Source organism: Novosphingobium sp. FKTRR1, from assembly GCF_020404405.1.
GTDB lineage: Bacteria > Pseudomonadota > Alphaproteobacteria > Sphingomonadales > Sphingomonadaceae > Novosphingobium.
In genome coordinates, this window is sequence record NZ_JAIZDA010000007.1 from 87035 (window position 1) to 100807 (window position 13773).

The 13773-nt window shown below is 64.4% G+C and carries 9 protein-coding genes; all 9 read right to left on the reverse strand.

The features are described 5' to 3' along the window. Nucleotides 1–49: 49 nt before the first annotated feature. Nucleotides 50–586: a sarcosine oxidase subunit gamma gene (locus LDN95_RS09160; RefSeq protein ID WP_226017362.1), complete on the reverse strand. Its 537-nt coding sequence runs from the start codon at nucleotides 584–586 to the stop codon at nucleotides 50–52. Further along, nucleotides 579–3443, reverse strand: coding sequence for a 2Fe-2S iron-sulfur cluster-binding protein (locus LDN95_RS09165; RefSeq protein WP_226017363.1), 2865 nt, complete (start codon nucleotides 3441–3443; stop codon nucleotides 579–581). The genes LDN95_RS09160 and LDN95_RS09165 overlap by 8 nt, the downstream gene beginning before the upstream one ends. Next, on the reverse strand, nucleotides 3440–3712 hold the full coding sequence (locus tag LDN95_RS09170) for a sarcosine oxidase subunit delta (protein WP_226017364.1): 273 nt from the start codon (nucleotides 3710–3712) through the stop codon (nucleotides 3440–3442). The genes LDN95_RS09165 and LDN95_RS09170 overlap by 4 nt, the downstream gene beginning before the upstream one ends. 10 nt (nucleotides 3713–3722) lie before the next feature. After that, entirely contained in the window at nucleotides 3723–4976 is a 1254-nt protein-coding gene (locus LDN95_RS09175; protein WP_226017365.1) for a sarcosine oxidase subunit beta family protein, read from the reverse strand. A gap of 7 nt (nucleotides 4977–4983) precedes the next feature. Continuing rightward, nucleotides 4984–6234, reverse strand: a complete 1251-nt coding sequence (locus LDN95_RS09180) for an aromatic ring-hydroxylating dioxygenase subunit alpha (protein WP_226017366.1) — start codon at nucleotides 6232–6234, stop codon at nucleotides 4984–4986. 4 nt (nucleotides 6235–6238) lie between these two features. After that, entirely contained in the window at nucleotides 6239–8746 is a 2508-nt protein-coding gene (locus tag LDN95_RS09185) for an FAD-dependent oxidoreductase (RefSeq protein WP_226017367.1), read from the reverse strand. A 192-nt stretch (nucleotides 8747–8938) separates the two neighbouring features. Then, nucleotides 8939–10594: an APC family permease gene (locus LDN95_RS09190; protein ID WP_226017368.1), complete on the reverse strand. Its 1656-nt coding sequence runs from the start codon at nucleotides 10592–10594 to the stop codon at nucleotides 8939–8941. A 70-nt stretch (nucleotides 10595–10664) separates the two neighbouring features. Continuing rightward, nucleotides 10665–12338 (reverse strand): choline dehydrogenase, encoded by a 1674-nt coding sequence (gene betA, locus LDN95_RS09195; RefSeq protein ID WP_226017369.1) that lies wholly within the window; start codon nucleotides 12336–12338, stop codon nucleotides 10665–10667. Further along, on the reverse strand, nucleotides 12325–13731 hold the full coding sequence (gene betB / locus LDN95_RS09200; RefSeq protein ID WP_226017370.1) for a betaine-aldehyde dehydrogenase: 1407 nt from the start codon (nucleotides 13729–13731) through the stop codon (nucleotides 12325–12327). Before betB ends, betA begins: the two co-directional genes overlap by 14 nt. Between the last annotated feature and the right edge of the window lie 42 nt (nucleotides 13732–13773).

Genomic DNA, 13773 nt, shown 5'->3' on the forward strand with positions numbered 1-13773 from the left:
GGCTTGCTGAATAGGAGCAGTCGCCCACAGAAAGCATGAGCCCACCGGCTCAGCCCTGCGCGCCTGCCACCAGAGCGGCCCAAAGCCAAGGCGCGAAGCTGCGCCAGCAATCGACGCGGAACGCGGTTTCGCTTTGCCGCCACAGCACGATCTCGACCGTTTCGAACAGCGTGCGCGTCGCGCGGCCCGGTGCCATCCGCTCCACGTCAAGGGGGCAGCCGGTGGCAATAAGTGCCGCCGCGCCCGGTCCCGTGATGGTAAAGCCGACCGCGCGCGCGCTCACATCGACCACGCTCACGGGCAGGCCTTCGCCCAGCGGCAGCGTGGCACCAGCGGGCAACAGCGCCAGCCATTCGTCGGGACCGAGCTTGATCACGCCGTCCAGCGTATCGCCGATACGGTCGGGCAGGGCACGGCCGATCGTGGCGGCAAGCAGTCCGGCATCGCGCGCGCGCAATGAATAACGCGCCTGTGCCGGAACCAGCTCAAGGTGCAGGCCCGCCGCGCTGAACGGTTGCGTGGGCAGGTGCAGGTCGGCCGCGGTTACGGCCAGCGGGGCGATGTCCGGAGTGGCGGCATCAGGCATCGAGGCGGCTTCCCTTGGGGTCGAGGAACACCATGCCGGTCACTTCTGCGGCAATCGTGCCGCCGGGCATGGGGACATAGATGGTTTCACCCAGCTTGGCGCGCCCATCGACCAGCATCGCCAGCGCGATCGAGCGACCCAGTGTGGCGCTATGGTATGATGAAGTGACGTGGCCCAGCATTGTCATCGGCACCGGCTGCGCCGGGTCGGCCACGATCTGGGCGCCTTCTTCGAGCACGACTTGCGGGTCTTTGGTCAGCAGGCCGACCAGTTGCTTGCGCCCAGCACCGACGATGTCGGGCCGCGCCAGCGAGCGCTTGCCGACGAAATCGGGCTTTTTCTTGCCTACCGCCCAGCCGAGCCCGGCATCATCCGGGGTAAGCGTGCCGTCGGTATCCTGCCCGACGATGATATAGCCCTTTTCCGCACGCAGCACGTGCATCGTCTCGGTGCCATAGGGGACGATCCCATGGGCTTGTCCCGCCTCATGGATCGCCTGCCACACGGCAAGGCCGTGTTCGGCGGCAACGTTCACTTCAAAGCCCAGTTCGCCGGTGAAGCTCACGCGGAACAGCCGTGTCGGCACGCCGCAGATCGTGCCTTCGCGCACCGCCATGTGCGGGAATGCTTCATGCGAGAGGTCGATGCCTGCCACAAGCGGTGCGATCACGGCGCGGGCCAGCGGGCCTTGGACCGCGATCACCGCATACTGTTCGGTCGTGCTGGTCAACCAGACGTCCAGATCGCTCCATTCGGTCTGGAGGTAATCCTCCATCATCCCCAGCACGCGCGCGGCGCCGCCGGTGGTGGTGGTCAGATGGAAGCGATCGGGGGCAAGCCGTGCCGACACGCCGTCATCGACGATGAAGCCATCCTCGCGCAGCAGCAGGCCGTAGCGGCAGCGGCCGGGCTCAAGCGACTTCCACGGATTGGTGTACATGCGGTTGAGGAATTCGGCGGCATCGGGCCCGACGACCTCGATCTTGCCGAGCGTGGAGGCATCGAACATGCCGACACGTTCGCGCACGGCCAGGCACTCGCGCGCCACGGCCTGATCCATCGTCTCGCTGCCTTGCGGGAAGTAGCGCGCGCGGCGCCATTGCGCGACGTTCTCGAACACCGCGCCGTTGGCCACGGCCCAGTCGTCGATCACGGTCCGGCGCAGGGGCTGGAACAGCGCGTCCTTGTGGTGGCCCATCAGCGCCCCGAATGTCTGCGGCGTGTAAGGTGGGCGGAAGGTCGTCAGGCCGACGGCGGTCACCGGCTTCGAAAGTACCTCAGAAGCGATCTGCAAGCCGTTGATGTTGCTGGTCTTGCCTTGATCGGTCGCCATCCCGTTGGTGGTGTAGCGCTTGATGTGCTCGATCGAGCGGAAGCCTTCCTGCACGGCCAGCCGGATGTCGCGCGCCTTCACGTCGTTCTGGAAGTCGACAAAGGCCTTCTGCTGGTGGACCGGCTTGGGCGAGGGCAGGTTGGATACTGCTACCCCGCTACCATAGTTCCACGCGCCCGCGCCACCGCCAACCGCGATCACGTTGTCATCGATGCTGTCGGGCAGGTAGGCCGCCCAATCTGCGTCCCAGCGAAGCGAGCCCTTGGCGTGGCTCCACAAGTGAACCGTCGGCGTCCAGCCACCGGCCATCAGCAGACAGTCGCAAGACAGGGTGCGCGCCGCCGAACTACCCGCAGCCGCAATCGTCACGGACTTGACGGCATGGCGGCCGCCGACGCCGATTACGGCGTGGTTCAGATGGACCGCGATCCCGGCTGCGCCTGCGGCATCGAGCAGATCGGACGACACATCGTCGCGCACATCGATGATCGCGACGATATGCACACCAGCCTTGGCCAGTGCCAGCGCATCGTGCCAGCCGCTGTCGTGCGTGGCCATCACCGCCACCGCGTGTCCCGGTGCAACGCCGAACCGCAGCGCCAGACTGCGGCCGGCGCTCGCCAGCATCACGCCAGGAACGTCGTTGCCATCGAACACCAGCGGGCGCTCGATGGCACCTTGCGCCAGCACGACGCGGGCAGCGCGGATGCGCCACAGCTTTTCCCGCGCGCCCTGCGCCTGTGCAGGGGCAACGTGGTCGGTCAACCGCTGCACGGCAACGACGAAGTTCTGGTGCAAGTGTGCGATCGCGGTGGTGCGTTCGAGCAGTTGCACGTTGGACAGCGCCAGCAGTTGCGCGCGGGCGTCGGTCAGCCATGCCCACTGCGCCGGATCGGCCAGCGCGCCGCCGCCGATCTCTTCCTGCTCGTCAACCAGGATTACCCGGTCACCGCTCTGTGCGGCGGCCAAAGCGGCCTCGATCCCGGCCGGACCGGCGCCGACGACGAGCACCTCGCAATGCGCATAGGTGCTGGCGTAATGGTCAGGATCGCGGCTGGTGGGGCTGTCGCCAAGGCCCGCCATCTGGCGGATCGCGGGTTCATACAGCTTTTCCCAAGCCGAACGCGGCCACATAAAGGTCTTGTTATAAAAGCCCGCCGGAAAAAACGCGCCCAGCTTGTCGTTCACCGCGCCAAGGTCGAACTTGAGCGAGGGAAAGCGGTTCTGGCTGCTGGCGACAAGTCCGGAGTGCAGCGGCACCGACGGCGCGCGCAAGTTGGGCGTGGTGCGTCCGGGGCCGCGATCGACGGTGACCAGCGCGTTGGGCTCTTCCGAACCCATGCCCAGAATGCCGCGCGGCCGGTGGTACTTGAAGGAACGCCCGAACAGCGTGACGCCGTTGGCAACCAGCGCAGATGCCAGGTTGTCCCCGGCAAGACCGGTGTAGGACTGACCGTCGAAGCTGAAGCTGACCGACTTGGCGCGATCGACGCGGCCACCGGTGGGCAGACGATAGCCGCTCATCGTGCGGCCTCCCCGGCGGGATAGGTCACTTCGAACTTGTCGGTAACAGTGTCGCGCACCGCATTGAAAAAGCGCCCACAACCGTGCGCATGGCGCCAGCGTTCATGGTGCCGTCCGCGCGGATTGTTGCGGATGTAAAGGTACTGTTCCCAGTCGGCGTCGGACAGGGCCGAGGGATCGAGCGGCCGGGCGATGTGGGCTTGTCCGCCATAGGCGAACTCCACTTCGGGACGCGCTTCGGCGCAATAAGGGCAATGGATCAGCAGCATCGGGGCAGCCTCAGTGGGCAACGGCCGCCGCAGCGGCCTCGTCGATCAGGCGGCCGTTGCGGAAACGGTCGAGGTTGAACGGCGCGTTGATCTTGTGCGGGGCGTCGTGGGCGATGGTATAGGCCAGTAAGTCGGCTGAGCCGGGCGTGGCCTTGAACCCGCCGGTGCCCCAGCCGCAGTTGACGTAAAGCCCCGGAACCGGGGTCTTGCCCAGAATGGGCGAGCGGTCGGGCGTGGTGTCCACGATGCCGCCCCAGGTGCGCAGCATGCGCATGCGGGTGAAGATCGGAAAGATCTCGCAGATTGCCGCCAGCGTGTGCTCCAGAATGTGGAACGCGCCGCGCTGCGAATAGCTGGTGTACTGGTCGGTGCCAGCGCCGATCACCAGTTCGCCCTTGTCGGACTGGCTGATATAGGCGTGGACGGTGTTGGACATGACCACGCACGGAAAAATCGGCTTGACCGGTTCGGAAACCAGCGCCTGCAACGGGAAGCTTTCCAGCGGGAAATCAAGGCCCGCCATGTTCATCACGACAGAAGTGTTGCCCGCTGCTGACACGCCGATCTTTTTCGCGCCGATGAAGCCGCGTTCGGTTTCCACGCCTTGCACCGCGCCATCAGGCCCGCGCCGGATGCCGGTGACCGCGCAGTTCTGGATGATGTCGACGCCCAGCGCCGACGCCGCGCGGGCATAGCCCCAGGCCACGCTGTCATGCCGGGCGGTACCGCCGCGCCGCTGCAACGCACCGCCCAGCACCGGGTGGCGCGCGGTGGCAGAGATGTCGAGCGGCGGGCAGTAGGCCTTGCACTCTTCGGCACTCAGCCATTCGTTGTCCACACCGTTCAGCCGGTTGGCGTGGATGTGGCGCTTGAAGCTTTGCACATCATGCACGTTGTGCGCGAGCATCAGCACGCCGCGCTTTGAGTACATGACGTTATAGTTGAGTTCCTGACTCAGCCCGTCCCACAGCTTGACCGCGTGGTCATACAAGTGGGCGCTTTCGTCGTAGAGGTAGTTCGAGCGGATGATGGTGGTATTGCGGCCAGTGTTGCCGCCGCCCAGCCAGCCCTTCTCGATCACCGCCACATTGGTGATGCCGTATTTCTTGGCGAGGTAATAGGCTGCGCCCAGACCGTGCCCGCCGGCGCCCACGATGATCACATCGTAGGCGCTCTTGGGCGCCTTGTCCGGCCAGTGTTCGGGCCAGCCCTGATGCCCTCTCAGGGCTTCGGCGAACAGGTTGAACGCGGAAAAGCGCTTCATCGCGGGGTTACTTCTCCAAAGCGTCGAGCGCGGCGGCGCTGCGTTCGACGTAGAAAGTCTTGAATGCGTCGACGAGCTTTTCCTCGACCGAGTAGAGGCCCTGGCGGTAGCCGTCGCCCTTGATCCCGGCGTGGTTCACGCTCGACAGATAGCTGTCCTGCTCGTTCGTGGCGCGCCATACTGCCGCAAGGTTCTGCGGATCATAATCGACGCCTTCAACTGCATCTTCGTGCACCAGCCAGCTGGTGCGCAGCAGCGTCTTGTCCGGCCCCAGCGGGACCAGCGAGAACGTGACCACGTGATCGCAGCAGAAATGGTGCCACGAATTGGGCTGGGTCCACACCGACAGACTGGTCGGCTCGACATGGTCGAACGGCCAGATCAGCTTTTTCGAGGCGGGCTGCCCGTCAAGCGTCTGCGAGACCGCGCCATTTGCCAGTGGCAGGCGCGCGACGCGGTGCCACCAGTTGTCGGGGAACTCGACCAGTTCGTGGAAGATGCCGAGGCTTTGCCAATGCTCGCGCTGTTCTTCCAGCATCGCGTCAAAGGCGCTGTCATCGACCACATCCGCCTCGCCATCCTCGGGCAGGCCCTTGCCAAATCCGTAAGTCGACAGCGACTTGAGCAGCTCGGGATGGTTGGCATCGCAGTGATAGCACTCGCGATTGTTTTCCATCACCAGCTTCCAGTTGGCCGGTTCGATCAGATCGTCCTGCACCACGACCTTCAGCCGGTCGAGCTGGTAGATGCCGATCTGTTCGGCGATGTCGGCCTTGGCGCGGTCGATCGGCGGCGGATTGTCCGACAGGCACAGGAAGATCAGCCCGCCGACATTCTCGATCGCCACGGTGCGCAGGCCATGGTCGGCCTTGTCGAAGCCTTCGGGCATGTTGCGCGCGGCCAGCAGCTTGCCATCAAGGCCGAACGTCCATTGGTGGTACGGGCAGGTGAGGCGCGGGCCCTGGCCCTTGGCAGACTGGCAGATCTTGGCACCGCGGTGCGTGCAAGTGTTGTGGAACGCGCGCACTTCGCCGTCGCGGCCGCGCACCACGATGACCGAGGTTTCTCCCAGTTCGAACAGATACCAGTCGCCCGGGTTCTTCACGTGGGCGACCGTGCAGGCATAGAGCCACACCGACTTGAGCATTACGTCCACGTCGAAGCGATAGGCTTCTTCGCTGACATAAAGCTTCTGCGGCAGGGTGTAGCCGGGGCGATCCTGTTTCAGCAGTTCGGCAATCGAATCGAATTCCATCATCGCGTCAGCTCCGCAATGCGTTGTTTTCCGGGTCAAAGGGCGACTCTGGGATCACCACGGCCTTGTGCGCCTCACCGAGAATGACGATCTCGAGTTCGGTGCCCACGGTTGCGTGTTCGGGTGCGACCATGGCGAGGGCCAGGCTCTTGCCCGTCCTCCAGCCATAGCCGCCGGACGTGGCGCGGCCAACCAGCGCACCGTCACGGTAGATGGGTTCCGATCCGCGCGCATCGGCGTCGGTCACACCGAGCACTTCCAGCGTCACGAACTGCCACTTCAGGCCTGCTTCCTTACGCGCCAACAGTGCATCGCGGCCATGGAACGCAGGCTTCTTCAGGCTGATGAAGCGGTCCAGCCCGCTTTCATACGCGGCATATTCGGTCGACAGTTCGCGCGGGATCAGCTTGTAGCTCTTTTCCAGCGCCATCAGCGTCATCGCGCGGATGCCGAACGGCTTGATGTCGAACTCGGCGCCAGCCGCCATCAGCTTGTCGAAGATGTAGTTCTGCATCTCGATCGGGTGGTGGATTTCCCACCCCAGTTCACCGATGAAGTTGACGCGCAGCGCATCGACCTTGGCCGCGCCGATCGAGATCGACTGGCCGGTCAGCCACGGGAACGCGGCGTTCGACAGGTCGGTGCGGGTCAGCTTGGCCAGTACATCGCGCGACCGCGGCCCGGCCAGCACCAGCACCCCGTGCGAGGTGGTCAGCCGCTCAAAGCGTACCGAACCGTCGGTGGGCAGGGCCTTGACCAGATAGTCCTGATCATGCCGTTCCAGCGCGCCTGCCGACACGAGGTAATAGGCCTGCGGACCCTTCTTGTAGACGGTGAATTCGGCGCGCACACCGCCATCCTTGGTCAACAGATAGCTGAGCGAGAGCTTGCCGATCTTCTTGGGCACGACGTTGGACAGCAGGCCGTTGAGCCAGTCTTCGGCGCCGGGGCCGGTGATCAGGCACTTGGCGAACGCGCTCATGTCCTGAATGCCGACCTTTTCGGTCACGTGGCGGCATTCCTGACCGACGAACTCGAAGTAGTTGGAGCGGCGGAACGACCACTTTTCGCGGATCGGTTCACCATCCACGGTCGGGTGGTTGTGGTTCAGGATGGTGTCGGCGCGATCAAGGTCGGCATCGGTCAGTTCATAACCTTGCGGCGCGAACCAGTTGGGCCGCTCCCAGCCGAACACGCTGCCGAATACCGCACCCAGATCCTTCATCCGCGAATAGCACGGAGTCTGGCGCAGCGGGCGGGCGGCTTCGCGTTCTTCATCGGGATAGTGAACGGTAAACACCTTGGCATAGGCTTCTTCGTTCTTCTGCACGAGATAGCCTTCGCCCGCGTAGTCGCCGAAGCGGCGCGGATCGACGCCCATCATGTCGATCGAGGGTTCGCCCTCGACGATCCAGTTGGCAAGCTGCCAGCCAGCGCCGCCAGCTGCGGTGATGCCGAAGCTGTGGCCTTCGTTCAGCCAGAAGTTCTTCTTGTCCCATGCCGGGCCGACGATGGGCGAACCATCGGGCGTATAGGCGATGGCACCGTTGTAGACCTTCTTGACGCCGACTTCGCCGAACGCGGGGACGCGCGCGATGGCCGACAGAATGTAGGGTTCGAGCCGTTCGAGTGCGTCGGGGAACAGCTCGTATTCGCTGTTGGCAGCAGGCGAGTCGAGGTAGCAGGCCGGTGCGCCCACTTCATAGGGCCCGAGCAGCAGGCCGCCGGCTTCCTCGCGCATGTACCAGCTGGCATCGGATTCGCGCAGCACGCCCATTTCGGGCAGGCCCTGCTTCTTGCGCTCCATGATCAGCGGGTGCTGTTCGGTGACGATGTACTGGTGCTCGACCGGCACGACCGGGATGTCGAGGCCGACCATCGCGCCGGTTTGACGGGCAAAGCTGCCGGTCGCCGAAACCACGTGCTCGCAGGTGATGTCGCCCTTGTCGGTTGCCACCACCCATTCGCCGTTCACCTTCTGGGTGATGCCGGTGACTGTGGTGTTGCGATAGATCGTGGCGCCGCGCTGGCGCGCGCCCTTGGCCAGCGCCTGTGTCAGGTCGGCGGGCTGGATATAGCCGTCGGCCGGATGGCGGATCGCGCCGATGAGATCGTGGGTCTCGGCCAGCGGCCAGATTTCCTTGACCTCGGCAGGCGTCAGGAATTCCACGTCCACGCCGATGGTCTTGGCCACTCCGGCGTAATAGCGGTACTCGTCCCAGCGGTCCTTGCTGTTGGCCAGACGGATGTTGGAGACGTTGGAGAAGCCGACGTTCAGCTCGGTTTCGGCCTCAAGCTGCGGATACAGATCGACCGAGTACTGGTGCAGCTTGCCCGCCGAGTAGCTGAGGTTGAACAGCGGCAGCAACCCGGCAGCATGCCAGGTGGAGCCCGAAGTCAGCTCCTTGCGCTCGATCAGGACGACGTCGGTCCATCCCAGCTTGGCCAGATGGTACAGCGTGCTCACGCCGACCACACCGCCACCGATCACCACTACCCGCGCTGTCGTATGCATTGGAACCTCAAGTCTTGTCGGAAAATCGACACAGTTCGGTTGTTATCAGGCGGTATGACAGCAGCCCGCACCAGATAGAATGCCCGTCTTGGCGCATGGTCAAGACTAATGTCCGGTATTAGGCGAACTGAAACCCACAGCGATCTTGTAACAACAATTGCTTATGCATCAAAGTGCCGAAGCACCGCGCCATCACGGCATCCGCGCCAGCATTCGGGTGCCCGCGACGACCACCACGCAGGCCACCAGCGCCAGCCAGGGCAGCACCCCGGCACGACGGCGGAAGCCCAGCGCGTTGCCTTCGGCGTATTCTGCCACAAGTGATGGAGGAAACTGCCCTTTGTCCTGTACGTAGTGGCGGTAGGCAAAGACCGGCAGGATCAGCAACACGCCGATCAACCCGTTGCGCAAGGTGCCCGCGCCATAGACGTCGGCGCCCATCCCCATGAAGGCCATGTTGACGAAGCCAAACAGCGCACCGGTCGCCAGCAGCCAGTTGGGGCAGCGGAACGGGCGCTCCCAATCGGGCCGGTCGATCCGGTGGATCCAGCCCGATTGCAGGTTCAGGAAGTTGAACGCCATGTAGCAGACGTTGCTGATCATCAGCACCGCGAAGTAGTCCGACGCCAACAACAGTACGAGGTTGAAGCCAAGGTCGGTCCACATCGCCGCCGTCGGTGCGCCATGGCTGTTCACCCGCGACAGGAACTTGGGCAACCAGCCATCGACAGACGCCTGATACAGCGTACGCGACGATCCCATCATCGATGTCATCACGATCAGCAGCAGCGACAGGATCAACATGGTGATGAATACGTTGGCCACGATCACTCCGCCGCCGACGATCTTCGCCAGCGCCAGCGCCACGCCCGAGCCATCGGCGATACGCGGATCGAGCATCGCATCCAGACCCAGCGAGGCCTGAAACGCCAGCGGCACCAGCGCGAAGATCACGATGCACAAAAGGCCCGAAGCGATCAGTGCGCGCGGCGTGTCACGCGCCGGATCCTTGAACTCGCGGGTGTAGCACACCGCCGTCTCGAACCCGTAAGTAGACCAGCCCGCGCCGAACATTGCGCCTGCGGCAAGCGTGATCCCGGCAACGTCCCATGTGCCGAAATGCGCCTTGCCTGCCGCGTCGCGCACCATCGGCAACAGCGGGAACAAGTGGTCCGACGGCAGGTCGCCCGTCACCAGCGGGATCAAACCGACAAGGATAAGCGGTGCAAGGCAGGCGATGCCAAGGATCTTCTGGGCATAAGCCGCGCGCGCCGCGCCATGGTGTTGCAGCGCAAACGTCAGCAACAGAAAGGCGGTGCCGATGATCGACACGGCATTGATCCGCAGCGTCAGTCCGGTGCGGATGAACCCGAGGTCGGCCAGCGTCACATGCCAGGTGTTGATCGTGGCGTCGGGCGCGAACAGGCTGGCCATCACATAGCCAGCGCCAAGGCTGGTGCCGAGCGTCAGCACCGGCGACCACGCCAGCCAGTTGCACCACACCGAGATCGGCGCGACGAACTTGGAGTAGGGTAGCCACGCCGCCGCGCCATAGACCGAAGCGCCGCCCGACTTGTGCGGATAGAGCCCGGCAATCTCGGCATAGACGAAGCTTTGCGTGAACCCCATCAGGATCGAGGCGATCCAGATCACCCAGCTTGGCTGGCCGATCATGGCGGCAATCCCGCCCATTGTCAGCAGCACGCCCGCCGGAACCCCGCTCGATGCCCAGAAGGCACCCTTCCAGTCGAGCGAGCGGTGCAGCTCACCCGTTCCGGCATCGCCGTGCGGCGGGTGGAGCAGATCTGCGGGCCGGGCGACGGCCAGATCGATATCCTCGCCGATCATGCCGAAACTTTCATCCCGACCGTGTTCATCTCGACGGTGTTCATCCCGACCGTGTTCATCCCGACCGTGTTCATCGTTGTGCCGTTTCCCAATTGGGCGCCACATGGAACGGAGCGTTCGATGGCGGCAGCAGACCCTTGCCCAGAATGTGGTCCGCGCCCTTTTCGCCGATCATGATCGACGGCGCGTTGAGGTTGCCGGTGGTGACCGATGGCATCACCGAACTGTCGACCACGCGCAGACCCTCCACGCCGATCACCCGCAGCTCGGGATCGACCACCGCCATCGGATCATCGACGCTGCCGATCTTGCAGGTGCACGACGGGTGATAGGCGCTTTCCACCTTTTGCCGGATGAAGGCGTCGATCGCCGCGTCGCTGGTCACGTCTTCGCCCGGCTGGATTTCGCGCCCGCGCCACGGCTTGAAGGCGTCCTGCGCGAAGATTTCGCGCGTCAGCCGCACGCAGGCGCGCATTTCCTCCCAGTCGTCGGGGTGGCTGAGGTAGTTGAAGCGGATAACCGGCTTTTCATGCGGATCGGCCGAACGCAAGGTCACGCTACCCCGGCTTTTCGAGCGCATCGGCCCGACATGGGCCTGAAAGCCATGTTCGCTCGCCAGCGAGTTGCCGTCATAACTGACCGCCATCGGGAAGAAGTGGTACTGGATATCGGGATAGCGGATGCCGGCCCGGCTGCGAATGAACCCGCAGCTCTCAAAGTGGTTGCTGGCGCCAAGGCCGCTGCGGTTGAGCAGCCAGCGCGCGCCGACCATCGCCTTGCCCAGCAGGTTGGCTTGCCCGTACAGCGTCACCGGTTTGGTGCAGGCGATCTGGAAGTAGAACTCCAGATGGTCCTGCAAGTTGGCCCCCACCCCTGCGCGGTCGGCCAGTACCTTGATGCCGTGGCGCGCCAGTTCCTCGGCCGGGCCGATGCCCGACAGCTTGAGCAATTGCGGCGAATTGATCGGCCCGCCTGCAAGCACGACCTCGCGCACCGCGCGTACGGTCTCGATCTTGCCGCCGCGTTCGTATTCGATGCCGACCGCACGCTTGCCCTCGAACACGATCCGGCGGGCGAGGGCGTGCTGGCGCACTTCGACGTTCGCCCGCTTCATCGCCGGGTGGAGGTAGGCCTTGGCGGCCGAGCAACGCTCGCCGTTGCGCACGGTCATGTCCATGCGGCCAAAGCCCTCCTGCTGATACCCGTTGACGTCGTCGGTCAGCGGGTAACCGGCTTGCTTTGCCGCATCGAGCCAGGCCTGATTGAGCGGGTTCTTCAGCGTGCCATAGCGGGTGTCGAGCGGACCTTCGCCGCCGCGATAGGCGTCACCGCCTTCGTCACGGCGTTCGGCCCGCTTGAAGTAGGGCAGTACTTGCGCATAGTTCCAGCCGCGCGCGCCCTCTTCCTCCCAGCGCTCGAAATCGAGCGGATTGCCGCGAATGTAGACCAGCCCGTTGATCGAGGACGATCCGCCAAGCCCTTTGCCGCGCGGGGTGTGCAACCGGCGGTTGTCGAGGTTCGGCTCCGGCTCGGTCTCGTACTGCCAGTTCCACCGGCTGGTGTTCATCGGGATGGCCAGCGCGGCGGGCATCTGGATGTACAGCGACTTGTCCGATCCGCCCGCTTCCAGCACCAGCACGCGGTTGCTGCCGTCCGCGCTCAGCCGGTCGGCCAGCACGCAGCCCGCTGAGCCCGCGCCGACGATGATGTAATCGAAGCTTTCGGTGGACTCAGTACGGGGCATCGATCGGTTCCATCGCCACATAGACGCTTTTCAGGCGGGTGAAGTGGTGGATCGCCTCTCGCCCGTTTTCAAAGCCGAGCCCCGACTGCTTGAACCCACCGAAGGGCAGTTCGATCGGGGTGATGTTGTAAGTGTTGATCCAGCACGACCCTGCGTCGAGATTGGCGATCACGCGGTGCGCCAGCGTCAGGTTCTGGGTGAACACGCCCGCCGCCAGGCCGAATTCGGTGGCATTGGCGCGCGCCACCACCTCATCCTCGCTGTCGAAGGGAAGCACGGTCATCACCGGGCCGAAGATTTCCTCGCGCACGATGGTCATGTCATCGGTGCAGGCGGTGAAAATGGTCGGCGCGACAAAGTGCCCGGCAGCAGGCACGCCTTCGGTCACGCGGTGGCCGCCGGTCAGCACGTGGGCGCCTTCGGCCTTGCCCTTTTCGATGTAGCCCAGCACTTTGTCCATGTGCCCGGCCGAGATCAGCGCGCCCATCTGCGTGTCGGGATCGAGCGGATCGCCCAGCCTGATCGCCTCGGTCCGCACCTTGAGCTTGGCAAGGAACGGTTCGAGTACGCCGCGTTCGACGAACACGCGCGTGCCGTTCGAGCAGACTTCGCCCGCCGAGTAGAAATTGGCCAGCAATGCGCCCGAAACGGCATTGTCGAGATCGGCATCGGCAAACACGATCAGCGGTGATTTTCCGCCCAGTTCCAGCGTCACGTTCTTGAGCGTGGGCGCGGCGTCGGCCATGATCCGCCGTCCGGTGGGTACGCTGCCGGTCAGCGAGATCTTGGCGATGCCGGGGTGGCGGGTAAGCAACTGTCCGGTCTCGCCAAAGCCGTGGACCACCTGAAACAGTCCTTCAGGAAGGCCTGCTTCCAGATAGATCTTCTCCACCTCGATCGCGGTCAGCGGGGTCAGTTCCGAAGGCTTGAAGATGAACGCGTTGCCGCAGGCCAGCGCCGGGGCCGATTTCCAGCAGGCGATCTGGATGGGATAGTTCCACGCCCCGATACCCGCGCAGACACCCAGCGGCTCGCGCCGGGTATAGCCGAATGCGGCAGGGCCAAGGTCGATGTGCTCGCCCGCCAGCGTCGGCGCCAGCGAGGCGAAGTATTCAAGGCAATCCGCGCCCGAGACGACATCTACTGCGATCGTTTCCTGCAGCGGCTTGCCGGTATCGCGCGTTTCCAGCGCGGCCAGTTCATCGTTTCGCGCGCGCAGGATGTCGACCGCGCGGCGCAGGATGCGGGCGCGTTCGGTGCCGGTCAGCTTGCGCCATTCCTTCTGGGCAGCGGTGGCGCGCGTCACGGCGGCATCGATTTCGGCAGCACCGGCAATCGGCAAAGTGGCGAGCACTTCGCCGGTGGCGGGATTGATCGTCTGGAAGGTGGTCATGGCGGTTGCGTCGTGTCCGGCTTGAAGGAGTTAGCGGGCGGC

Bases quoted from the DNA above. Each gene is read 5' to 3' on its own strand.
- betA (WP_226017369.1), bottom strand. From the start codon at position 12,338: ATGCCCCGTACTGAGTCCACCGAAAGCTTCGATTACATCATCGTCGGC.
- LDN95_RS09180 (WP_226017366.1), bottom strand. From the start codon at position 6,234: ATGATGGAATTCGATTCGATTGCCGAACTGCTGAAACAGGATCGCCCC.
- LDN95_RS09175 (WP_226017365.1), bottom strand. From the start codon at position 4,976: ATGAAGCGCTTTTCCGCGTTCAACCTGTTCGCCGAAGCCCTGAGAGGG.
- LDN95_RS09185 (WP_226017367.1), bottom strand. From the start codon at position 8,746: ATGCATACGACAGCGCGGGTAGTGGTGATCGGTGGCGGTGTGGTCGGC.
- LDN95_RS09170 (WP_226017364.1), bottom strand. From the start codon at position 3,712: ATGCTGCTGATCCATTGCCCTTATTGCGCCGAAGCGCGTCCCGAAGTG.
- LDN95_RS09160 (WP_226017362.1), bottom strand. From the start codon at position 586: ATGCCTGATGCCGCCACTCCGGACATCGCCCCGCTGGCCGTAACCGCG.
- LDN95_RS09190 (WP_226017368.1), bottom strand. From the start codon at position 10,594: ATGATCGGCGAGGATATCGATCTGGCCGTCGCCCGGCCCGCAGATCTG.
- betB (WP_226017370.1), bottom strand. From the start codon at position 13,731: ATGACCACCTTCCAGACGATCAATCCCGCCACCGGCGAAGTGCTCGCC.
- LDN95_RS09165 (WP_226017363.1), bottom strand. From the start codon at position 3,443: ATGAGCGGCTATCGTCTGCCCACCGGTGGCCGCGTCGATCGCGCCAAG.